The sequence below is a fragment of the Microbacterium sp. PA5 genome (genome assembly GCF_049860775.1).
In the GTDB taxonomy this organism is placed as follows: domain Bacteria; phylum Actinomycetota; class Actinomycetes; order Actinomycetales; family Microbacteriaceae; genus Microbacterium.
The window spans coordinates 777,137-799,546 of sequence record NZ_CP187567.1; the positions used below are offsets into that span (position 1 = coordinate 777,137).

Consider the following 22,410-nt stretch of genomic DNA (forward strand, 5'->3'; position numbering starts at 1 on the left):
TCCGTTAGGATGGCCGTTGGCCTGCCTGGCCGTACCCTCCGCCAGGAGCCCTCATCTGCTAGGAAACCCGTGACACAGATCGACTACAGCGCCTTCGACACGCCTGGGCGCGGCCGCGGCATCCTCGACGTCATCCGCTACCGCTACCTGCTGCGGCTGCTGATCGGCAAGAGCACGTCGCTGCGCTACCGCAACTCCGTGCTCGGCTGGTTCTGGTCGTACGTGCGACCCACGGTGCAGTTCCTCGTGTACTACCTCGTCGTCGGACAGATCCTCGGCATGCACCGGAACCTGCCGTCGTTCCCGCTCTACCTCTTCAGCGGTCTCGTGCTCGTCAACCTGTTCAACGAGACGCTGTCGGCGGCCACCTCCTCGATCGTCAGCAACAAGGCGCTTGTCCGCAAGATCTACCTGCCGCGCGAGCTGTTCCCGCTCGCGGCGATCGTCGGCGCCTTCACGCACTTCCTGCCGCAGCTCGCCGTTCTGGTCTTCGTGAGCCTGCTGTTCGGCTGGGTCCCCACGATCGGGTCGATCGCCATGATCCTCACGGGCATCGCCGTCGTGATCGCCTTCGTCGTCGGGCTCGGCCTGTTCTTCTCGGCCGTCAACGTGCGCTTCCGCGACGCGGGCAACGTGGTCGAGATCATCCGCACGATCGCGACGTGGTCGGTGCCGATCCTCTACAGCTGGGCGATGGTCGCCGAGGCCGCCAAGGACATCCCCTGGCTCTTCCACCTCTACATGTCCAACCCCCTCGCGGTGGCCGTCGAGCTCTTCCACCACGCCTTCTGGGCGACCCTCCCCGGCGTGCAGGCACACCGGCCCGCCCCGGCGAACCTCATGTGGGCCCCCGGATTCGAGTGGCACCTGCTCGCCGCGGGCGGTGTCATCGTCTTCTCCCTCGTCGTCGGCCAGTACGTCTTCCGCCGGTGCGAGCGCACCTTCGCCCAGGATCTGTGATGACCACCACCACCGCTCAGCAGCAGCCCCGCATCGTCGTCGAGCACGTCTCGAAATGGTTCAACCGCCGCAGCACCCGTTCGATGAAGGACGCCTTCATCAACGTGATCAAGCGCCGGCCCGTCCGCGCGACCCAGTTCCAGGCGCTCAACGACGTGTCCTTCGTCATCGGCGAGGGCGAGTCGGTGGCCATCATGGGGCTCAACGGCTCGGGCAAGTCGACCACCCTCAAGCTCGTCTCGGGCGTCCTGAAGCCCGATGAGGGCCGCGTGTTCACTCGCGGCCGCGTCGCGGGCCTCATCGAGGTCGGCGCGGGGTTCCACCCCGACCTCACCGGTCGCGAGAACGTCTTCCTGAACGCGGCGATCCTGGGGATGACCGAGAAGGAGACCCGCGAGCGGTTCGACGAGATCGTCGCCTTCAGCGAGATCGGCGACTTCATCGACCAGGAGGTCAAGCACTACTCGTCCGGCATGTTCATGCGGCTGGCCTTCAGCGTGGCGATCCACGTCGAACTCGACGTGCTGCTCGTGGACGAGGTGCTGTCGGTGGGCGACGCCCCCTTCCGAGCGAAGTGCAACAAGAAGCTCAAGGAGCTCGCCGAGCGCGGCGTGACCATGATGGTGGTCAGCCACAGCAAGAACACCGTCCGTTCGCTGTGCACGCGCGGTGTCGTCATCCGCAAGGGGAACGTCATCTTCGACGGACCGATCGACGAAGCCTTGACGCACATCGAGACCAAGTGACGACCACCTCCCGACCCGAAAGACGACACATGACCGACGACACCGCGCGCCGTCCGCGCATCCTCTGCGTGGGCGCCTACGAGCGCGACAACTTCGGCGATCTGCTGTTCCAGATCATCACAGCGCAGTACCTCGGCGACGCCGACGTCGTCTACGCGGCCCCGTTCGCCGCCGATATGACGGATCTCATCGGGCTCGAGATCCCCACCTACGGACCGCTGCTGGAGTCGGAGGCCTTCGACGCGATCTGGACCGTCGGCGGAGAGGTCGGCGGCACGAGCGTCGACTACGCGTTCCGCACCCGCCATGACAAGGAGGCGACGCGCGTCTACGACGCGGCGACTCCCGAGGAGCGGCGCGAGATGATCGCCGCCGAGTTCGGCGCGGTGCCGATGGAATCGCCCTACATCCCGCGTCCGTCGGCTTACCCCAAGAACGTCCGCGCGGCGCTGGTGCTCAACTCCGTCGGTCTCGCCGGCATCCGCGGGCTCGGCTCGATCCGCCGCGCCGGAATGCTGGGCCTCCTCCACGAGGCCACCCGCATCACGGTGCGCGACTCCGCCGCCAGCCGTTTCCTCGCCGCCGAGGGCATCGAGCATCGCCTCGAGCCCGATCTCGTGCACTCCATCGCGATCACCCGCCCGCGTCCGGCCGACGCGGTCCCCGGAGACTACGTCCTGCTGCAGGCGTCGACGACCCACGTCAAGCGATACGGCATCAAGGCCTTCGCGCAGGCGATCATCGACAGCGACGTGCTGCGCGACCACCCGGTGCGGCTCTTCACCGCCGGCACCGCTCCCGGGCACGACTCGTTCGAGCAGTACGAGCAGATCCGCGACCTGGTCCTGCGGGCAGACCCGTCTCGCCGTCTGGAGATCAGCCGCACCATCGACCCGTGGGAGCGCGTGGACGAGATCGCGGGGGCCAAGCTGTGGATCGGCAGCTCGCTGCACGGGCGCATCATCTCCGCCGCCTACGGTGTGCCGCGCGTGAGCTTCGCCAAGCGCAAGGTCGACGACTACGTGCGCACCTGGGATGCCGACATGCCCTGGCGGATCGATCACACGCAGATGAACGAGGCCGCCGCGCAGGCGCTCGCGATGCCGGCGGACGACCGCGGCCAGGAGCTCGGCCGCCGCGCTCACGAGAACATCCTCTCGGTCGTGGAGCACGTGAAGGAGTGGGCGGCCACGGGCGGCCCTGCCGACCGTGTCGAGGAGGTGCTGGCGATCCGCAACGCGCAGTGGAGCCGCATGACCCTCGAGATCGCCCGCGCCGAAGCCGCGCGTGCCGCCGCCGAGGCCGCGCCGGCGACGCCCTCCGCCCCCGCCGCACCGGTCGGGTTCGCGCGCCGCGTCCGCCGGCGTCTCGGCCGGGTCGTGCGGCGCGTGCGCGGCCGCTGAGGTCAGCGCAGGTAGTCCTCGAGCGTCGCGGCCGGGCGGAAGCCCGTCGCCGCGAGCTTCGACAGGTCGAGCACGCTGTTGCGCGGCCGCGGCGCGATCGGTGAGGTCGCCGAGGCGAAGTACTCCTCGGTCGTGACCTCGGTGACCCGCGCCGGGTCGTGGCCGGTGAGCGCGAACACGTCGCGGGCGATCTGCGCCCACGAGGTCGGCGCCCCGTCGCCGGTCAGGTTGTAGACGCCGTAGGCCGGCGCGTCGTCGAGCAGATGGCGGACGCCGCGGGCGATGTCGCTCGTGAAGGTCAGGCGGCCGGTCTGGTCGCCGACGACGCGCGGGTCGATCCCGCGCTCGGCGAGGCCCGCCATCGTGCGGACGAAGTTCCCGCCCTCGCCGATCACCCACGACGTGCGCAAAATGTAGTGGCGGGGGGTCGTGGCCGCCGCGAGGTCACCGGCGGCCTTGGACTGCCCGTACACGCCCAGGGGGGACAGCGGGTCGTCCTCGGTGTAGGGGCGGTCGGCGGTGCCGTCGAAGACGTAGTCGCTGGAGACGTGCACGAGGGTGATGCCGTGGGACGCGGTGATCGCGGCGAGGGTCGCGACGGCCCGGGCGTTGGCGGCCCAGGCCTGCGGTCGCCCTTCCGTGGTCTCCGCCCCGTCGACGGCGGTGAACGCCGCCGCGTTGACGATCGCGTCGTAGTCGCGCCAGCGGCGGGCCGTCGCGATGCCGGGGGCGGTGAGGTCGAGGTCGGCGCGTCCCGCGAACTCGACGTGCGACTCGCCCGCGAACTCGGCCCGCAGCGCGCGTCCCAGCTGTCCGTCGGCCCCCAGGACGAGGATCTTCCGCCGCGGGACGGGCACGACGTCGGCGAGCCGGGGATGGGCGAGGTCCTTGGCGGACACCTCCACCTCGGCGAGCGGGATCGGCCAGGGGATCGCGACCGTCTCGTCGGCCAGGTTCAGGAAGGAGTACTCGGCATCGGGGGACCAGTGGTCGTTGACGAGGTACACGTACGCCGTGTCGGGCTCGAGGGTCTGATACGAGTTGCCGACGCCCCGGGGGACGAAGATCGCCGTGGACGGGTCGAGCTCGGCCGTGAACACCGTGCCGAAGCTCGGACCCTCGCGCAGGTCGACCCAGGCGCCGAAGATCCGGCCGGTCGCCACCGAGACCCACTTGTCCCAGGGCTCGGCGTGGATGCCGCGCGTCGTGCCGACCGCGTCGTTGAAGGAGATGTTGTTCTGCACCGGCCCGAAGTCGGGGAGTCCGGCGGCGACCATCTTCTCGCGCTGCCAGTTCTCCTTGAACCAGCCCCGGGAGTCACCGTGGACCGGGAGGTCGAACACGACCAGGCCGGGGATCGGCGTCTCCCGTCGGCCGAGCTCCTTGCCGAACTCCGTCACCGCTACTGGCCCTTCGCCGCGTAGAACGCCTCGACGCCGTCCTTGGCCGGAGCCCACCAGTCCTCGTGGGCCCGGTACCAGTCGATCGTCGCCGCCAGTCCGGACTCGAAGTCGGCGTACTGCGGCTTCCACCCGAGCTCCGTGCGGAGCTTCGAGGAGTCGATCGCGTAGCGCAGGTCATGGCCCGGCCGGTCGGCGACGAGGTCGTAGGCGTCGGCATCCTGCCCCATGAGAGTGAGGATGAGCTCGACGACCTGGCGGTTGTCCTTCTCGCCGTCGGCGCCGATCAGGTAGGTCTCGCCGATGACCCCGGTGTCGAGGATCGTGAGCACCGCCGACGAGTGGTCGTCGGCGTGGATCCAGTCGCGCACGTTTTCGCCCGTGCCGTAGAGCTTGGGCCGGATGCCGCGGATCACGTTCGTGATCTGTCGCGGGATGAACTTCTCGACGTGCTGGTAGGGCCCGTAGTTGTTCGAGCAGTTGCTGATCGTGGCCTGCACGCCGAAGGAGCGCACCCAGGCGCGCACCAGGAGGTCCGATCCCGCTTTGGTCGAGGAGTACGGAGAGGACGGGTTGTAGGGAGTCGACTCGGTGAAGCGTGCCGGGTCGTCGAGCTCCAGGTCGCCGTAGACCTCGTCGGTGGAGATGTGGTGCAAGCGCGTGCCGTGGCGGCGCGCGGCCTCCAGCAGCGTGTAGGTGCCGATGATGTTGGTGTCGACGAAGGGACGCGGATCGTGCAGCGAGTTGTCGTTGTGCGACTCGGCGGCGTAATGGACCACGGCGTCCGCCTTGCCGAACAGCTCGTCGACGAGCGGCGCATCGGCGATGTCCCCCTGCACGAGCTCGACGCGGTCGTCGGGCAGGCCCGCGAGGGAGGCGCGGTTTCCCGCGTAGGTGAGCTTGTCGAGCACCGTCACGTGGTGGTCGGTGTGCGCCACGACGTGGTGCACGAAGTTCGATCCGATGAAGCCGGCTCCGCCGGTGACGAGCAGTCGCGACATCAGCGACCCCTTTCCAGACATTCGAGGAGGTATGCGCCGTAGCCGCTCTTCACGAGCGGCGTGGCCCGCTCCCGCAGCTCGGCGTCGCTGAGGAAGCCCTGCCGCCAGGCGACCTCCTCGGGGACGCCGATCGACATCCCGGTGCGGCGCTGCATGGTCCGGACGTACTCGGCCGCGTCGGTCATCTGATCGAACGTGCCGGTGTCGAGCCAGGCCGTGCCGCGGGGGAGGATCTCGACCTGCAGCGCGCCGCGGTCGAGGTAGGCCTTGTTCACATCGGTGATCTCGTACTCGCCGCGCGGTGACGGCGTCAGTCCTCGCGCGATCTCCACGACGTCGTTGTCGTAGAAGTACAGGCCGGGGACCGCGTAGTTGCTCTTGGGGACGGCGGGCTTCTCCTCGAGCGAGACGGCCCGTCCCTCGGCGTCGAACTCCACGACCCCGTAGGCAGAGGGCTCCGCCACCCAGTACGCGAACACGGCGCCGCCGTCGAGGTCCGCGTAGCGCTTGAGCTGGCGGCCGAGGCTCGGACCGTAGAGGAGGTTGTCGCCGAGGACGAGGGCCACCTTGTCGTCGCCGATGAAGTCGGCGCCGATCGTGAAGGCCTGCGCGAGGCCGTCGGGCGAGGGCTGCTGCGCGAAGGTCAGCGAGATGCCGAACTGCGAGCCGTCGCCCAGGAGCTTCTCGAAGAACGCGGCGTCGTGCGGGGTCGTGATCACCAGGATGTCGCGGATCCCGGCGAGCATGAGGGTCGAGAGCGGGTAGTAGACCATCGGCTTGTCGTACACCGGAATGAGCTGCTTGGAGACGCCCAGGGTGATCGGGTGCAATCGCGTGCCCGAACCACCGGCGAGGATGATCCCTTTCATCGGTTCATCCTCCCACATGGACGCTCCGGCCTAGAGTTGATGGGTGCTCAAGGTCTCCGTCGTCGTCCCGACCTACCAGACGCCCCCCGAGGGACTGAAGCGGCTCGTGGCCTCGCTCGATCGCCAGACGATGCCGGCCGAGGAGTTCGAGGTCGTCTTCGTCGACGACGGCTCGCCCGACGACACTCCGGCGCGGCTGCGGGAGATCCAGGAGACCCGGCCCAACGTGCGCGTCGAGCGCATCGAGAACTCCGGCTGGCCGTCCAAGCCCCGCAACGTCGGCGTCGACCTCGCCCGCGGCGAGTACATCGCGTTCATGGATCACGACGACGAGCTCTACCCCGACGCGCTCCGCGCCGCCCACGCGTTCGCCGTGGCCCACCGCTCCGACGTCGTCAACGGCAAGGAGGCGCGCACGAGCGTGCCCGGCTGGGCGATCGCCGTGTACACGGCCGACGAGCCGCAGTCGATCGGCAATCCCGATCGGCATCCGCTGCTGCCGATGAACCCCCACAAGCTGTACCGTCGCGACTTCCTCCTGGCACACGGCATCCGCTTCCCCGAGGGCCGCAAGGTGATGTGGGAGGACATCTTCTTCAACGTGCAGGTGGCGCGGCACGCCCAGGTGATCTCGACCCTCTCAACGGTGCCGTACTACCACTGGGTCACCACGGAGGGGAGCGGATCGACGACGTTCGTGAAGACCCGCGACGACTACTGGTACTGGCTCGAGCAGGTCTACGAGTACATCGAGGAGCAGCTCGCCGGCGACGAGAACCGGCTCCAGCGGGAGCAGCTGCTGATGCATCAGTACTCCTACCGCGTGCTCGGGGCGTTCGACCTCAAGTACGTCTCGCGCTCCGAGCGCAACCGCGAGTTCATCTTCGAGCACTGCCGGCGGCTGCAGGCCGCGCACGGCATGACGCAGTTCGACGATCGCGTGGGACCCTCCCGCCGCCTGCGGTCGGAGCTGCTGCAGGCCGGCGACCGGACACTCCTCGAGGAGGTGTGCCGCACCGACGCGTCGGTGCCCGGGTGGGGACGCGCACGCGAGCTGCGGTGGGAGGACGGGCGACTCCGCGTCGCCGTCGACATCGAGTGGTCGGACTCGCAGGGGCGTCGTCCGGCGCTCGAGCGCCGCGACGGCCGCATCCACAAGGTCGTGTCCGACGAGGTGCGCGCCGCGGTCACCGAGGCCGCGCTGGACGTCACCGACGACCTCGCGAAGGCGACGGCGAGCCTGGCCGTCCACTCGCGCCGCTCGCGCATCGCGTGGCCCGTCCCGTCCGAGACCCGCGTCGAGATCGTCGACGGACCGGGCGATGCGGTGGGGCTGTCCGCACGACTCGTGGCCGAGCTCGATCCCGCCGTCGCCGCGCTGGGCGCCGCCTTGACCCCCGCCACGCACTGGGACCTCAACCTGCGGGCCAAGCTCGGCAACGGCACGACGCAGCGCGGGGTCCGCACCGAGATCCCGGCTTCGGTGACCGTGACCGGCGGCGCCGCGCACCTCATCTACCCCAACGACGGCGGCAGCGCGACGCTGATCCCCGGCGGGCAGGTCGAGGCGGTCCGTCGTCTCACACCCGTCTCGGCCGAGGCGGGCGCCGACGGCGAGGTGCGGATCCGGCTGTCCGGAGTGCACGACGGCGACGGCGATGTCGCGACCTCCGTGGGGGTGTACGGTCCGCGGCGCGCGGTGACGACCGTGCCGGCGGTGCTCGCGGTGAGCGCCGGGGTCGCCACCCTCCGTGTGCCGCAGGGGTCGAAGCGCCTGCGGCTGCGGGTCGGCGACCGCACGCCGGGCGCGCCGCTGTGGTGGAACGTCGTGCGCACCCGCGAGGGCGTCGCCCTGACTCCGGGAGCCGAGCCCCCTCGGCCCAAGCCGCCGAAGCGCGTGAAGCGTCCGGCGCCGACGGTGGGCGCCCTGGTGCGACGCCTGCGCGCCAGGGCCGGCGGGCTGCTGCGCCGGCTGGGACTGCGCCGATGACGGCGTCCCGCATCCTGGTGCGCGCCGGCAAGGATCCGCTGACCCCGCTGTCCGCGGAGCGCTCCCTCTCGATCCGTCGCAACGGCGTGTTCGGCACCAACGCGGGCAACATGCTCTTCTATACCGCCGCGTGGCGGACGCTGCTCACGCGGGACGTGGTGCTCGAGGCGGACGCCTACGCCATGGAGCGCGAGGACCCCGCCCGTGTCGCGGCGCGCCTGAACGCGGAGTACGACCGCGTCGTCATCCCCCTCGCCAACGCCTTCCGCCGCAGCTTCCTTCCGAACCTCGACCGCCTGACCGAGGTCGTCAGGCGGCTGGAGATCCCCGTGACCGTGCTCGGCGTCGGTGCCCAGTTCGGCCTGAACGCCGCCGTCGAGGAGGCGCCGTCGGAGCTGCGCGACTCCGTGCGCGCGTTCGTCGCCGCCGTCCTCGACCGGTCGCCGTCGATCGGCGTGCGCGGCGAGACGACCCACGCGTTCCTGCGCGACCTCGGATTCGCCGACGACTCGGTCGAGGTGATCGGCTGCCCGTCGCTGTACGGCTTCGGTCCGGCGCCGGCCCTCGGTGCGGTCGGTCCGCTGACCTCCCGATCCCGGCTCGCCGTCACCTACTCGCCCTACCTCCGCGACGCGGGCACCTTCGTGCAGGCGGTCACCACGGCGTTCCCCGACAGCTATGTCGTCCCGCAGACGGTGGAGGCGCTCGCGCTGATGCTGTGGCGAGAGCCGACCGCGCACGCGGCCGACCGCAGGCTCCCCGAGAGCGCCGACCACGAGCTGTACCGCACCGACCGGATGCGCTTCTTCGTGGACGCGACGACCTGGATCGACACCCTCCGCAGCCGCGACCTCGTGGTCGGCACGCGCATCCACGGGACGATCGCGGGCGTGCTCGCCGGCGTTCCCGCCATCCTGATCGCCCACGACTCGCGGACGCGCGAGCTCGCGGAGTTCCACGCGATCCCGGTGGTGCGCAAGGCCGGCCTCCGCCGTGTCGACGTGGAGCGCTGGTACGACGCGGTCGACTTCGGGGCCTTCGCGGCGCGCCATCCCGCCAACGCGGAGCTGTTCCGCCGCTTCCTCGAGCGGCACGGACTCGCCCACACCCTCGCCGACCCGGCACCGCGGTTCGATCGCGAGCTGGCCGGGGTCGCCTTGGCGCCGCCGGTGCACACGGCCGACGCGAAGGGCGCGGCGGGACGCCGGTCGACGGCCGCACGCCTGCGGCGGGCTCTGCAGCGGCGCGTCCGGCGGTGACCCTCGGCGGCGCCGCCGCCGCCGCCTAGAGTTGAGGCGTGCCGAGCGTCTCCGTGATCGTCCCCACCTACAACACGTCCAAGGACGGTCTTGCGCGGCTCGTCGACTCGATCGACGCGCAGACCCTGCCGCCGTCGCGATACGAGGTGGTGTTCGTCGACGACGGCTCGACCGACGACACCTTCGACACGCTCCAGGAGATCGCCCGCGCCCGCCCCAACGTGCGCGCCCTGCGGATCGAGAACTCCGGGTGGCCCTCGCGGCCCCGCAACGTCGGCATCGAGACCGCCTCGGGCGAGTACGTCCTGTTCATGGATCACGACGACGAGCTCTCGCCGGACGCGCTGCGGGCCGGATACGAGCTGGCCGCCGCGAGCGGGGCCGACGTGCTCAACGGCAAGGAGGCCTACACGCAGACGGCGCACTGGGCCCTGGACACCTATCCCGCCGATTCACCCCAGGTGCTCGGGCACACCGACCTGCACCCCCTGGTGCCCCTGAACCCCCACAAGCTGTACCGGCGGGAGTTCCTGCTCGCGCACGGCATCCGATTCCCGGAGGGCCGGGTCGTGCTGTGGGAGGACCAGTTCTTCAACGTCGAGGTGGCGCGCCATGCACGGGTGATCGCGACGCTGGCCAGCGTGCCGTTCTACCACTGGGTGCGCACCGAGGGCAGCGGCTCCACCCTCTTCGTCCGCGCCTCGGAGCACTACTGGACGTGCTTCCGCCGCCTCCTCGACTGGACCGTCGAGCAGCTGTCCGAGCCGGCGCTGCGCGAGCAGCTCGACCAGCTGATGCTCCATCAGTACACGATCCGCATCCTGGGCGTCTTCGACCACCTGTACGCCGGCCGTCCCGAAGCGGACCGCGCCTTCCTGTTCGACCAGGTGCGCGCGATCCAGGAGGACTACGGCCTCCGACGCCTCGACGGCCAGCTGAGCGTGTCACGGCGGCTGCGCGCCGAGCTCCTCGCCGCGGGGGACCGGGCGGCGCTCGAGCAGCTCACCGTGACCGACCGCGACATCATCGGCGAGGGCCAGGCGACCTCCATCGCGTGGCGCGACGGCGTGCTGCACATCGAGGCGACCATGGAATGGACCGCGCCGGACGGCGGTCCGCTGGCGCTCGAGCAGGTCGGGGACCGCGTCCTCAAGCGCGTGCCGGACGGGGTGGCGCGGGCGCTGGACGGGCTCCCGGGCGGATCCCGCGACGTCACCGCCGAGATCGCGGCCGCGGAGCTCGACCTGTCGGTGCGGTCGCGCCCGTCGCGGATGGTGTGGCTGACGCCCACCGATCACACGGTGTCGGCAGAGGCGGCCGCCGACGGCGGCGTGCGCGTCACGGCGACCCTCACCGGCCGCATCGATCCCGAGACGGCCGCGCTGGGGAACGGACTGGACCCCGTGTACCAGGACGTGCTGCTGCGCTGCCGGCTGGGCGGCTCCCTCAACCATCGCGCCCTGCGCAGCACCCTTCCCGCCACGGTCACCGTCCGTCGCGGGCGGCTGCATCTCGTGTACCCCAACGACGGGGGCGCCGCCACGCTCATCCCCGACGGCCAGGTGGAGGCGCTGCGGCGGCTCCGGCCGGAGTCCGCGCGCCGGGTGGCACCGGGGCGCTACGAGATCGCGCTCGCGGGCGAGCACGACGGCTCCGGGCAGGTGGCGACGACGCTCGGCGTGAGCGCGATGACGACCCGTGGGCCGGCGTACGCCGATGTCCCCGCGACCCTGCGGGTCGAGGACGGGCGCGCGAGCGTGCGGTTCGCCTGGCCGGAGCCCCGCATGATCGTGCGCATCGGCGATCGTGCGCCGGGACGGCCGTCCGGGTGGGCCGTGGAGACCGCCGCCGACGGGGCCGCGTCGGTGACGCCGCTCGGCGGCGACGGTGAACGCCCGCGCACCCGAGTCCTCCTCATCACCAATCGCGACTCCGACAACGTCGGCGATCAGCTCATCGAGGAGTCCGCGCTCTCGCTGCTGCGCAAGGTGCTGGCGGACCTCGGGGTCGCGGCCGGCGACTACACGATCACGAGTCGCGCGGCCGGCATGATCCCCAAGCGGTATGCGGAGACGGGCGACCCCACGCTGCTCGCCGAGGCGCGAAGGGCGATCGGGGCGGCGGACGTCGTCGTCTTCGGGGGAGCGCCGCTGTTCAACTACGCCTACCAGGAGTTCTCCGCGCGGACCGCGGGAGCGCTGGCGGTCGCCCGCGAGCTCGACGTGCCGGTGATCTTCTCGAGCATCGGCATCGAGGGCTTCGACCCCGCCCACCCGCGGGCGCGCGCGCTGCAGGAGGCGGTCGCCGCGGCCGACGTGCGTCAGATCACCACACGCGACGACCTCGACTCCCTCCGCCGGCTGGTCGCGGGGACGCACATCCCCATCGCGCGGGTCGCGGACCCCGTCGTCCTCGCCGACGCGGTGTTCGCCGGGCTTCCCGCGCCGCGCCGCGCCGAGGGCGCACCGCGGAGGATCGGTCTCGTGGTCACCCGGACCGGTCTGTTCGCCGACAACGGGGTGCGCTTCTCCGAGGCGGAGCAGCGCCGATTCTGGATGGACGTCATCGCCGAGGTCGAGGCGCGCGGCGAGGACTACCGGCTGTTCACGACGGGGCACTTCTCCGACGAGGCGTTCCTCGACGGGCTCGTCCGCGCCGAGGGGATCCCCACCGGGAAGGTGGCGTTCGCGGTGAACTCGCCGGAAGAGCTCCTCGCCGAGATCCGCGCCTGCGACGGCGTGATCGCCTTCCGCCTCCACGCCAGCATCGCCGCGTACGCGTTCGGCATCCCCTCCGTCGGCCTCTCCTGGAACCCCAAGGTGCGGGCGTTCTACTCGTCGATCGGCCTCCCCGACCGCTCGCTGGAGCCCGCGCACTGGTCGGCCGCCCGCGCCGTGGCCGCGCTCGAGAAGGCGATGTCGGAGGGCGTCACGAAGGACGAGGACTATGTCCGGAGCGTCTACGACAGCCTCTTCTCGGCCATGAAGTCGGTCGTCGCTCCGGACAGCGAACGGGTGCCCGTCTCGTCGGCGGCGCTGCGCGACGAGCTTCCGCGCTTCGCGGGCACGACGCCGGGACAGTACCGGGACAAACTGCGCAGCAAGTTCCGTCGCACGTACGAGAGCTACCGGAAGTACTACCGGCACCCGGCGGCCATCGCGGGCGCGGCACCGCCCGGACCGACCCTCCTCCGGCGGATCGCGCGGCGACTGCGCCGGATGCTGGGAGCCCGCCCATGAACGCCCCGGACGGGTCGCGTAGAATCGCTGGAATGCCCGCACAGACCCACGGCGATGCCGGACACCAGCCCGAAGAAGCCGCTCCGACCGTCGCGGTCACCGGTAGCGCGGTCGTCGACCGGGACCTGGGCGAGATCCTCGGGGCCGCGCTGCCCTGGGACCAGCTCGCCGGCAAGACGGTGCTCGTCTCGGGCGCCGCGGGCATGATCCCCGCCTACGCGGTCTACACGCTGCTCGCACTCAACGAGGCGCACGGCGCGGGGATCACCGTCCTCGGACTCGTGCGCAACCTCGCCAAGGCCGAGACGGTCTTCGCGGCGCTGCGGGGCCGGGACGACTTCCGTCTCGTGGAAGGCGACGTCCAGGAGGAGATCCCGGTCTCCGAGCCCGTCGACCTCGTGATCCACGGAGCGTCTCCGGCGCGGCCGGCGCTGCACGCGGGGAGCCCCGTCGACACGATCCGCGCCAACGTCCAGGGCGCTTTCGGACTGCTCGACCTCTGCGTGCGCACGGGAGCGCGGTTCGTCCTCATGTCGTCCGCCGAGGTGTACGGACAGCGCGCGGACGACGGGTCGCTGGTGTCCGAGAGCGACTACGGCGCGGTCGACATCCTCAACCCCCGCGCGTGCTACACCGAAGGAAAGCGCGCCGCGGAGACGATCGCCGTCAGCTATCACGCCCAGTACGGCGTGCCGATCACGATCGCCCGCTTCGGGCACATCTACGGACCCGGCATGGCGCTCGACGACGGCCGCGTGCAGGCCGACTTCACGGCGGATGTCATCGCCGGTCGCGACATCACGCTGAACAGCGACGGCAGTGCACGGCGCACGTACACCTACCTCGGCGATGCGATCGCCGGCATGTTCACGGCGCTCCTGGTCGGGGAGAACACCGCCTACAACATCTCGGACCGCGACGGCTTCATCAGCATCCGCGACCTCGCCGAGGCCTTCACGGCGGCGCGACCGCAGAGCGGGCTCCGGGTGCGCTTCCGCGACGACGTCGACGTCTCGCAGTACAACCCGGTCAAGGGCCAGGGGCTCGACGACGCGCGGCTGCGCGCCCTCGGCTGGGCTCCTCACGTGGGGCTCCGCTCCGGCATCGATCGCACGATCGCGTGGCACGAGGAGCGCCGCGCGTGAGCACGCCGACCGACCCGCAGCTCCTGCACGACGGCGATCTCGGAGAGGCCGAGGTCCTGCCTCCCCTCCCGGTCGACCTGACCGTCCTGAGCGTCACCTGGGAGCGCGTCTTCGTGACCCTCCACCTCCAGGCCTCGCCCGGACCGGGCTCCCTCCTTCCCGCCGACCTGTCCTTCTCGTTCGTCGACGGCAGACGAGAGTTCGAGGTGCCGGCCACGCGCCGCTCCGACGGCGGCTTCGACATCCGCGTCAACATCACGACCTTCGAGGACCGCCGCGGCATCCCCAACGGCACGTGGCGGGTCCGCGCGCGGTCGGGCGAGCAGCTGTCGGCCCCGGCGGAGTTCGACGGCGAGCGACTGGGCGACCTCGACGACGCCTCGCGGGTGTTCCTCTACGACAGCAACCGGCAGGTGCTGACGGTGTCGTTCGGGATCGCCGAGAACGTCGACGACCTGGACCGACTCGACTTCCTCATGCGCACCTATCAGCTGGCGCGCGAGAAGCCGGCGCCGAAACGGCGGAAGCTGCGGTTCCGCCCGATCAAGCGCCTGCGCAAGGCCCTGTTCAGCGATACCCGCAAGCAGGCGTACGCCGGGATCATCTACCAGCTCGTGAACCGCTGGGTCGGTGTGAAGCCGGGGCGGATCCTGTTCGCGTCCGATCAGCGGCTGAAGCTCGACGGCAACCTGCTCCGCGTCCACGAGCGCCTCCTGGAGCGGGGCTACGGCGACCGGCTCGAGATGAAGTTCTCCTTCCGCCTTCCCCGCACCGGCGGCTGGCGCACGACGATCCGGATCATCTATCTGCTCGCCACGAGCGAGGTCGTCCTCCTCGACGACTACTTCGGCATCCTGAAGAGCGTGAAGATGGACCCGCGCACGAAGGTCATCCAGCTCTGGCATGCCGGCAGCGGGTTCAAGTCGGTCGGCTACAGCCGTTTCGGCAACCCCGGCTCGCCGAAGCTCTGGCACCCGCACCGCCAGTACACGTACGCGATCACCGGGTCGGAGCACCTGCGCCACGTGTACGCCGAGGCGTTCGGGATCGAGGAGAGCGCCGTCATCCCCACGGGTCTGCCGCGGGTGGACTGGTTCCTCGACGAGAAGCGCACCGCCGAGTTCACGGCGCGCTTCTACGCCGAGCACCCCGAGCTCGCCGGCAAGCGCATCATCCTCTTCGCACCGACCTTCCGCGGTCGCTCGATCTACACCGCGTTCTACGACTACGACCAGATCGACTTCGCGCGGCTCTACGAGGCGTGCGGTGAGGACACGGTGGTCCTGTTCCGCATGCACCACTTCGTCCATACGCCGATCGACATCCCCGAGCAGTATCGCGACCGGTTCTTCGACTTCACGACGTTCGCGGACGGACTGAACCTGCTGCACGTCACCGACGTGCTCATCACCGACTACTCGTCGATCATCTACGAGTTCTCCCTGCTCGACCGGCCGATGCTCTTCTTCGCCCCGGATCGGGTCAACTACGCGGCGACGCGCGGATTCCACCGCGACTACGACGAGACCGCTCCCGGGCGCGTGGCGACGACGTTCGACGAGGTCATCGACGCGATCACGACGGGGGAGTTCGAGCAGGAGAAGGTCGCGCGGTTCCGGGCCGAGAACTTCGACCGGATCGACACCGGCGCGGCGGACCGCGTCATCGACTGGCTGATCCTGGCCACTCCCGCCGAGGACAGCGGCCGTCGCGTCGCCGCCGAAGCGCACGGCGAGGTCAGGGACGAGGCGGAGGACTCCGCCGAGGCCGAGATCTCTGAGGAGGAGATTGCATGAACATCGCCGTTATCTTCGCGGGCGGGATCGGGTCGCGGATGACCTCGGCCACGCTGCCGAAGCAGTTCCTGGAGATCCACGGGACGCCGCTGATCGTGCACACGATCCAGCACTTCCAGGACCACCCGGAGATCGACCGCATCGCCGTGTCGATCCTGCCCGAGTGGCGCGAGAGGTTCGCCCGGCTCGTGGCCCGGTACGAGCTCACGAAGGTCAACCTGATCGTCGACGGGGGAGCGACCGGCCAGGAGTCGCGGCACAAGGCGCTGCGCGCCGTCGCGAACGACGCTCCCGGCGACGCGGTCGTCCTGCTCCACGACGGCGTGCGCCCCCTGATCAATGCCGACGTCATCTCCGAGAACATCGCCACGGTGCGCGCGAAGGGTCCGGCGATCACCAGCACCAAGTTCAACGAGACGATCATCTCCTCCGCTGACGGCGTGGTCGACGAGGTCATCCCGCGCGATCTGCTGTTCGTCGCGCAGGCGCCCCAGAGCGCGCGCCTCGACGTCGCGCTCGACGTGTACGACCGGGCGGTCGCCGACGGCGAGAACGACTCCATCGACACCTGCAGCCTGCTGCGCCGCTACGGGCACACGCTCTACCGCGTCGACGGCCCCCGTTCGAACATCAAGATCACCACGGCGGAGGACTACTACATCTGCCGCGCGTTCTTCGACGTGCTCGAGCGCAACCAGATCGGCGGCTGAGCGGGCTCAGGCCCGGTTCCCGGCCCCGCGCATCGCGGCGACCTGCACGGTCACGATCTGGCCGGTCAGCTCCGACGCCGCGACGTTGAGGGTGACGCGCGCGACGTCGGCGGGGTCGAGGAGCGAGTCCAGCGGCTCCTCGCCGAAGGCCTGGGTGCGCATGGGGGTGTTCGTGCGCTGCGGGTTGATGCAGTTGATACGCACCCGCGACGGCTCCCACTCCTCGGCGAGGGCCTGCGTGAGGTTCACGATGCCGGCCTTCGTCGCCGAGTAGGCGCTGTAGCCGGCGCGCCCGCGCGTGTAGGAGCTCGAGGTGAACAGCAGAACCTGCCCGGCCGTCTCGGCGAGGTAGGGGTGGGCCTCGCGCGCGACGAGCGCCGGCGCGATGAGGTTCACCTCGATCGTGTCCTTCAGGTCCCGCTTGGGGCTCTCGACCAACGGGGCGATCCGCAGCACCCCGGCGGTGACGATGACGACGTCGATCCGCCCGACGTTCTCGTGCACGTCCGCCAGCGCGCGGCGGACCGCCTTGGCGGATTTGATGTCCGTGCCGGTCGTGGACCGGCTGAACTCCGAGACGATCGCCCCGGCCTGGCGCGCCTGGTCGACGATGCTCTCGCCGATGCCGTAGCTGCCGCCGAAGACGACGACGCTCTTGCCGGACAGGTCGGGGACGGCTGTGGTGCTCTCCAGCGACAGGCTCGCCGACTGCAGCTGGAACAGCTTGTCGGCGATGTGCACGTCGATCGGCTCGGTCACCTTCATGTTCTCGGCCGTACCGTCGACGACGTAGATCGGGACCTCGGGGAGGTAGGTGAAGACGACGCCGCAGTCGTCGGTGGCCTTGAAGCCCGGATCGTCCGCCGCGATCTCGTAGGCGCGGCGGATGGTCGCCAGCCGGAAGGCCTGCGGCGTCTGACCGCGGCGCAGCATCGAGCGGTCGGGGATCCCCGTGATGAGCCGGTTCCCGTCGACCTGGATGATCGTGTCGGCCGAGGGGATCGCCGTGTCCACCGCGTCGTACTCGTCGAGCGCGCGCACGCAGTCCTCGATGATCCGGTCGTCGATGAACGGACGCACCGCATCGTGGAAGAGGACCTTCGTGTCGTCTCCGTCGATCGCCGCGATGGCCAGCTGCGTGGTGTCGTTGCGGGTCTCGCCGCCGGGGAGGATGCGGGTGAGCTTGGCGAAGCGGTCGTTGTCGAGCAGGTGGTCGAGCTCTCCGATCGCCGCGGCGTTCATCATGATGATGATCTCGTCGATGTGAGGGCTCGCGTCGAGGGCCTCGAGCGTGTGCTCCACGATCGCCTTGCCGGCGATCTTGATGAGCTGCTTCGGGATGCCCAGGCCGACGCGGACGCCGATGCCTCCGGCCAGCACGACGGCGACGGTGCGGGGAGTGCTCACGACCCAATCCTACGGTGCGCCCCGCTCGGGCTAGAGCTCCGGAGGTTCGTACGCGGACAGCGTGCCGTCCTCGATCGCCTGCCGGACGACCTCCATCTCGTCCGGGTCTGGCAGCACCACGGACTGCCCGCCGCGCCAGCCGGTGCCCAGCGTCGGCGAGGTGAAGAAGTGGACATCGCCCGAGCGGATGTCCCGCGCGCCCCAGATGGTGGACAGCAGGTACCAGGGATCGACACCGGCATCGACGGTCAGGTGCGGCGAGACCGCCGACACGAGCTCGCTCACCCGGAAGGGGTTCACGAGCGTGTCCGGGCTCAGGATGCCCGACAGCATCCCCTTCAGGAAGCGCTGCTGGTTGGCTGCCCGGCGGTAGTCGCCGGTCGCGAACGCCTTGCGCTCGCGCACGAAGGCGAGGGCGTCGCCGCCGGCGAGCGTGATCTCCCCTTCGTCGAAGTGCTCGCCCGAGACGGCGGTGAAGGCGGACGGGTTCTGCACCGTGACGCCGCCCAGGGCGTCCGAGATCGCCGAGAAGCTCTCGAAGTCGACGATGGCGACATGATCGATCCGCGTGTCGATGAACTGCTCCACCGTCTGCACGACCAGGGGCACGCCGCCGAGAGCCATCGCCGCGTTGATCTTCCCCTCGCCGTGGCCGGGGATGTCCACCCAGTTGTCGCGCATGATCGACATGACCGTGACGGTCGCCTGATCGGCGGGGATGTGGACGACCATGATCGTGTCGGACCGCCCCGTGAGGTCGGCGCCCTCGTCGGTGCCGCGCGAGTCCGATCCCAGCAGCAGCACCGTCTGCGCGCCCTCGACGGCGGCGGGCCGATCGCCGTCGGGGAAGGCGTCCTCCAGCCTGTCGGCCTGGTCGAAGGACGACCACAGGTTCCAGGCGAAGACGCCCACCACGAGGAGGGCGACGACGAAGACCGTGAGGACCGTGAAGAAGGCGATCTTGACCCGGTCGCGCGTGCGGCGCGGCTGCGTCGGGGCGGCTGCGGGGCCGCTGTCGGCGACGGGGAGGACGGCGGTGGGCATGCCGTTCTTCGGGATCCGGGGGTCGTCGGTCATCCCGCCATCCTGGCAGGCGGGCCTGAGTCCCTCCCCGGAGCCGTGCCGGGTGAACACCTCGACAACGCGCGGTGAACGCGGCCGCCGACGGCGGGTCGGGCCCGCACCGCTTCCGTAGGATCCCTACGTAGCGTCATCAGCGTCCGGCGGTCGGTCGCGCGCGGAAAAGGGCACCTCGGTATGGATCTCCTCGTCGTCGGCTCCGGCTTCTTCGGCCTCACGATCGCGGAGCGGGCGGCCGCAGCCGGGCGCCGCGTGACGGTCATCGACCGTCGCTCGCACCTCGGCGGGAACGCCTATAGCGAGGTCGAGCCGCAGACCGGGATCGAGGTCCACCGCTACGGCGCGCACCTGTTCCACACCTCGAACCCGACCGTGTGGGAGTACGTGAACCGCTTCACGGCGTTCACCGACTACGTGCACCGCGTCTACACGACCCACCGCGGCGTCGTGTACCCGCTGCCGATCAACCTCGGCACGATCAATCAGTTCTTCCACGCGGCGCACTCGCCCTCCGAGGCCCGCGCGCTCATCCAGGAGCTCGCCGGCGAGTTCGACCCCCAGGCCGCCCGCAACCTCGAGGAGCGCGCGATCGGTCTCATCGGCCGGCCGCTCTACGAGGCCTTCATCCGCGACTACACCGCGAAGCAGTGGCAGACCGATCCCACCGAGCTCCCCGCCGAGATCATCAGCCGCCTCCCCGTGCGCTACACGTACGACAACCGCTACTTCAGCGACACCTGGGAAGGACTCCCGGTCGACGGCTACACCGCGTGGCTGGAGCGCATGGCCGACCACCCGAACATCGAGGTGCGACTGGACACCGACTTCTTCGACGAGGCGCAGCCGCTGCACAAGCGCGCCGTCGTCGGGCAGCTTCCCGTCGTCTACACCGGCCCCGTAGATCGCTACTTCGATCACGCCGAGGGCACCCTCTCGTGGCGGACGCTCGACTTCGCGCAGGAGGTGCTCCCGGTCGGCGACTTCCAGGGCACGAGCGTCATGAACTACGCCGATGCCGAGGTGCCGTACACCCGCATCCATGAGTTCCGCCACTTCCACCCGGAGCGGGCGGACCGCCACGCCCCCGACCGCACCGTGATCATGCGGGAGTTCTCGCGCTTCGCGGACGGCGACGACGAGCCCTACTACCCCGTGAACACCCCCGCCGACCGCGAGCGGCTGCTGGCGTACCGTGAGCTCGCGAAGGGCGAGGCGGACGTCCACTTCGGCGGGCGTCTGGGGACCTACCAGTACCTCGACATGCACATGGCGATCGGCGCCGCACTGTCGATGTGGCGCAACGTCCTGGCGACCGACGCGGAGCTCGCTCAGGGCTGAGCGTCACGGCCGGGGTCAGCGAGGATCCCGTCGACGCGCGCCGCCAGATACGGGGCGAGCGTCCGAGCGAAGGTGCGCGTGAGGTGCAGGCGGTCCGCGTAGACGACGGTGCCTCCGATGACCGCGTGGCAGCGCTCGCCGCCGCGGCACAGGATCTCGTCGAAGGTGATGATCGGAAGCCGCAGGGCGCGCGCCGCGGCGTTGACGGGGTCGGAGCGGTCGGGCTTGTCGCTCGCGCACGGGTCGACGCGGGCGCCGGACGCCTCCACGCAGGCCGGACCGCGTGTCCCCGGCGGCATGCCCGGGGTGTCGTCGACGACGGCGAGGCGGGGCAGCCGGTCCTGCAGCGGGCCGAGCACGCCGAGGACGTCCGCCACACGGATGTTGCGCCCGGCGGCGCGGCTGCTGAACAGGACGAGGTCGGGCCGGGTGCGCTCGAGCTCGGCCCAGACGCCCGCGGCCCAGTCCGGGCACGTGCTCATGACGCGCTTCGCGTCGACGGATCTCGTGCGCGCGGAGGTCGCGGCGTTCTCGAACCCCGAGCAGCTGGACTGCACGTACATGGTGACGTCCCACCCCTCGCGCCTCGCGCTCTCGACGAACGCGTCCCAGAGGTGGAAGGCGTGCGAGTCGCCCACCAGCGCGATGCGGGGACCGGGTGCCTCGATGCGGCAGCGGATCCCGACCCGCGGCGGCGTCGCGAGGTACTGCTCCTCGGTGCAGTCGTACCCGGCCGGCGCGGCGGCGTAGTCCCACTGATCGCCCGCGGCGACGACCGGGTCGACGGTGTCGGTGACCGCATACGGATCGGCGCAGTCCCGGATGACCGCGGCGGCGCCGAAGCAGCTGTCGGCGTCGTCCACCAGCGCGTCGATCCGCGCCGACAGCGCGGCCGTCTGCGTCTGCTGCACCGCCGCCTGGGCCGGGGCGACGGCGACGAAGACCGCGATCCCCGCCGCCATGAACGCGTATGCCGGGGTGCGGCGGCGCAGGAGGCCCGAGGCCCGGCGCACCGGATCCTCCACGAGCGCCTTGGTCGCGGCAGCCAGCGCGATCGTGAGCCCCAGCAGCGCCGCGCCGCTCAGCGGACCGACGCCGTGGCCGAGCACGAACGGCGCGGCCACGATGAGCGGCCAGTGCCACAGGTAGATCGCGTAGCTCGTGTCGCCGACGTACTGGACCGGACCGAGGCGGGCGGCGGCCTGCGGCGCCCACGGATGGTCGTCGTCCCCGAGCGCGAGGAGCAGGGCCGCGCCGGCCACCGGGACGGCCGCCGCCCACCCGGGGAAGGGCGTGGCGGCATCGAAGAGGACGGCCGATCCGGCGATCGCGCCGACGGCGGCCCACGCGGCGAGCCGGCGCACCGTCGGGGTCCCCGCCCGGGCGGCCGCGGGCGGGAGCAGCGCCACGAGGCCGCCGACGGCGAACTCCCACGCGCGCGTCGGAGTGACGAAGTAGGCGAGCGCCGGGCTTGCAGCCGTCATCGCCACGGAGGTCGCGAGGGAGGCGACCGCCACCGCGGTCATCAGCAGCGTCACCGCCCGGGTGCGGGACGTGCGCGCCGAGCGCGCGGCCAGCCACGCTGCGGCGAGGACGAGCAGCGGCCACACGAGATAGAACTGCTCCTCCACCGACAGCGACCAGTAGTGCTGCACCAGCGAGGCCGAGTTCTCGGCCGCGAGGTAGTCGACTGCGTCGGCGGCCAGCCTCCAGTTGAGCACGTACGCCGCCGCGGCGCCGATCTCCCCGAGGTTCTGGGGGAGGAGGGTGCGGGGGAGCACCGCGAACGCGAGCACCGCACTGGCGGCCAGGACGAGGAAGGCCGCAGGGAGGAGCCGGCGGATCCGCCGCGCCCAGAAGCGCGTGAGCGACACGGTGCCGGTCCGTTCGAGCTCGCCCACGAGGTGCCCCGTGATGAGGAACCCCGAGATGACGAAGAAGACGTCGACGCCCACGTAGCCGCCCGGAAGGGCGCCCGGCCACAGATGGAACACCACCACCAGTCCGACGGCCAGGGCGCGCAGGCCCTGGATGTCGGCGCGGAAGGCGCGCTCGGTGCTTCCCACG

16 protein-coding genes are annotated in these 22,410 nt (G+C 70.7%); 10 read left to right on the forward strand and 6 right to left on the reverse strand.

Annotated elements, in window-relative coordinates:
- Window positions 1-69: 69 nt before the first annotated feature.
- The 3 genes from ACPWUT_RS03555 to ACPWUT_RS03565 are packed head-to-tail and all read left to right on the forward strand — an operon-like array spanning window position 70 to window position 3,109.
- Complete coding sequence (locus ACPWUT_RS03555; protein ID WP_284529763.1) at window positions 70-960, forward strand: ABC transporter permease; 891 nt, start codon at window positions 70-72, stop codon at window positions 958-960.
- Window positions 960-1,706 (forward strand): ABC transporter ATP-binding protein, encoded by a 747-nt coding sequence (locus ACPWUT_RS03560; protein WP_284529765.1) that lies wholly within the window; start codon window positions 960-962, stop codon window positions 1,704-1,706. The genes ACPWUT_RS03555 and ACPWUT_RS03560 overlap by 1 nt, the downstream gene beginning before the upstream one ends.
- A 29-nt stretch (window positions 1,707-1,735) precedes the next feature.
- Complete coding sequence (locus ACPWUT_RS03565; RefSeq protein ID WP_425840698.1) at window positions 1,736-3,109, forward strand: polysaccharide pyruvyl transferase family protein; 1,374 nt, start codon at window positions 1,736-1,738, stop codon at window positions 3,107-3,109.
- A gap of 2 nt (window positions 3,110-3,111) precedes the next feature.
- Here the strand turns inward: ACPWUT_RS03565 and ACPWUT_RS03570 are convergent, their stop codons facing one another.
- Genes ACPWUT_RS03570 through rfbA form a run of 3 tightly spaced genes read right to left on the reverse strand, consistent with a single transcriptional unit; the run spans window position 3,112 to window position 6,379 of the window.
- Entirely contained in the window at window positions 3,112-4,509 is a 1,398-nt protein-coding gene (locus ACPWUT_RS03570; protein ID WP_284529768.1) for a sugar nucleotide-binding protein, read from the reverse strand.
- 2 nt (window positions 4,510-4,511) lie between these two features.
- On the reverse strand, window positions 4,512-5,510 hold the full coding sequence (gene rfbB, locus ACPWUT_RS03575; RefSeq protein WP_425840702.1) for a dTDP-glucose 4,6-dehydratase: 999 nt from the start codon (window positions 5,508-5,510) through the stop codon (window positions 4,512-4,514).
- Window positions 5,510-6,379 carry a glucose-1-phosphate thymidylyltransferase RfbA gene (gene rfbA, locus ACPWUT_RS03580; RefSeq protein ID WP_284529770.1) on the reverse strand — a complete coding sequence of 290 codons (870 nt, stop codon included), beginning with the start codon at window positions 6,377-6,379 and terminating at the stop codon, window positions 5,510-5,512. The genes rfbB and rfbA overlap by 1 nt, the downstream gene beginning before the upstream one ends.
- Before the next feature lie 43 nt (window positions 6,380-6,422).
- On the opposite strand from rfbA, the gene ACPWUT_RS03585 reads away from it, so the two are divergent.
- The 6 genes from ACPWUT_RS03585 to ACPWUT_RS03610 are packed head-to-tail and all read left to right on the forward strand — an operon-like array spanning window position 6,423 to window position 16,518.
- Complete coding sequence (locus ACPWUT_RS03585) at window positions 6,423-8,369, forward strand: glycosyltransferase (RefSeq protein ID WP_425840705.1); 1,947 nt, start codon at window positions 6,423-6,425, stop codon at window positions 8,367-8,369.
- Window positions 8,366-9,628 (forward strand): polysaccharide pyruvyl transferase family protein, encoded by a 1,263-nt coding sequence (locus ACPWUT_RS03590; protein ID WP_284529775.1) that lies wholly within the window; start codon window positions 8,366-8,368, stop codon window positions 9,626-9,628. Before ACPWUT_RS03585 ends, ACPWUT_RS03590 begins: the two co-directional genes overlap by 4 nt.
- Window positions 9,629-9,666: 38 nt before the next feature.
- Entirely contained in the window at window positions 9,667-12,867 is a 3,201-nt protein-coding gene (locus ACPWUT_RS03595; RefSeq protein WP_425840708.1) for a glycosyltransferase, read from the forward strand.
- Between the two features lie 32 nt (window positions 12,868-12,899).
- Window positions 12,900-14,012, forward strand: a complete 1,113-nt coding sequence (locus ACPWUT_RS03600; RefSeq protein ID WP_425840711.1) for an NAD-dependent epimerase/dehydratase family protein — start codon at window positions 12,900-12,902, stop codon at window positions 14,010-14,012.
- On the forward strand, window positions 14,009-15,808 hold the full coding sequence (locus tag ACPWUT_RS03605) for a CDP-glycerol glycerophosphotransferase family protein (RefSeq protein WP_284529780.1): 1,800 nt from the start codon (window positions 14,009-14,011) through the stop codon (window positions 15,806-15,808). Before ACPWUT_RS03600 ends, ACPWUT_RS03605 begins: the two co-directional genes overlap by 4 nt.
- Window positions 15,805-16,518 carry an IspD/TarI family cytidylyltransferase gene (locus ACPWUT_RS03610; RefSeq protein WP_284529782.1) on the forward strand — a complete coding sequence of 238 codons (714 nt, stop codon included), beginning with the start codon at window positions 15,805-15,807 and terminating at the stop codon, window positions 16,516-16,518. The genes ACPWUT_RS03605 and ACPWUT_RS03610 overlap by 4 nt, the downstream gene beginning before the upstream one ends.
- A 6-nt stretch (window positions 16,519-16,524) precedes the next feature.
- Here ACPWUT_RS03610 and ACPWUT_RS03615 read toward each other — a convergent pair whose 3' ends face one another.
- Together ACPWUT_RS03615 and ACPWUT_RS03620 are read right to left on the reverse strand one after the other, a co-directional pair.
- Complete coding sequence (locus tag ACPWUT_RS03615) at window positions 16,525-17,925, reverse strand: SDR family NAD(P)-dependent oxidoreductase (RefSeq protein ID WP_425840716.1); 1,401 nt, start codon at window positions 17,923-17,925, stop codon at window positions 16,525-16,527.
- A 30-nt stretch (window positions 17,926-17,955) separates the two neighbouring features.
- Window positions 17,956-19,002: an LCP family protein gene (locus tag ACPWUT_RS03620; RefSeq protein ID WP_425840719.1), complete on the reverse strand. Its 1,047-nt coding sequence runs from the start codon at window positions 19,000-19,002 to the stop codon at window positions 17,956-17,958.
- A gap of 180 nt (window positions 19,003-19,182) precedes the next feature.
- Between ACPWUT_RS03620 and glf the strand changes: the two genes are divergently transcribed.
- Window positions 19,183-20,343: a UDP-galactopyranose mutase gene (gene glf, locus ACPWUT_RS03625; RefSeq protein WP_425840722.1), complete on the forward strand. Its 1,161-nt coding sequence runs from the start codon at window positions 19,183-19,185 to the stop codon at window positions 20,341-20,343.
- Here the strand turns inward: glf and ACPWUT_RS03630 are convergent.
- Window positions 20,334-22,409, reverse strand: a complete 2,076-nt coding sequence (locus tag ACPWUT_RS03630) for an acyltransferase family protein (protein WP_425840725.1) — start codon at window positions 22,407-22,409, stop codon at window positions 20,334-20,336. The two genes, glf and ACPWUT_RS03630, sit on opposite strands and share 10 nt — an antisense overlap.
- Window position 22,410 lies beyond the last annotated feature (1 nt).

Excerpts from the sequence above, each read along its gene's own strand:
- rfbA (WP_284529770.1), bottom strand. The coding sequence starts at position 6,379 with ATGAAAGGGATCATCCTCGCCGGTGGTTCGGGCACGCGATTGCACCCG.
- ACPWUT_RS03600 (WP_425840711.1), top strand. The coding sequence starts at position 12,900 with ATGCCCGCACAGACCCACGGCGATGCCGGACACCAGCCCGAAGAAGCC.
- ACPWUT_RS03565 (WP_425840698.1), top strand. The coding sequence starts at position 1,736 with ATGACCGACGACACCGCGCGCCGTCCGCGCATCCTCTGCGTGGGCGCC.
- rfbB (WP_425840702.1), bottom strand. The coding sequence starts at position 5,510 with ATGTCGCGACTGCTCGTCACCGGCGGAGCCGGCTTCATCGGATCGAAC.
- ACPWUT_RS03590 (WP_284529775.1), top strand. The coding sequence starts at position 8,366 with ATGACGGCGTCCCGCATCCTGGTGCGCGCCGGCAAGGATCCGCTGACC.
- glf (WP_425840722.1), top strand. The coding sequence starts at position 19,183 with ATGGATCTCCTCGTCGTCGGCTCCGGCTTCTTCGGCCTCACGATCGCG.
- ACPWUT_RS03620 (WP_425840719.1), bottom strand. The coding sequence starts at position 19,002 with ATGACCGACGACCCCCGGATCCCGAAGAACGGCATGCCCACCGCCGTC.
- ACPWUT_RS03560 (WP_284529765.1), top strand. The coding sequence starts at position 960 with ATGACCACCACCACCGCTCAGCAGCAGCCCCGCATCGTCGTCGAGCAC.
- ACPWUT_RS03610 (WP_284529782.1), top strand. The coding sequence starts at position 15,805 with ATGAACATCGCCGTTATCTTCGCGGGCGGGATCGGGTCGCGGATGACC.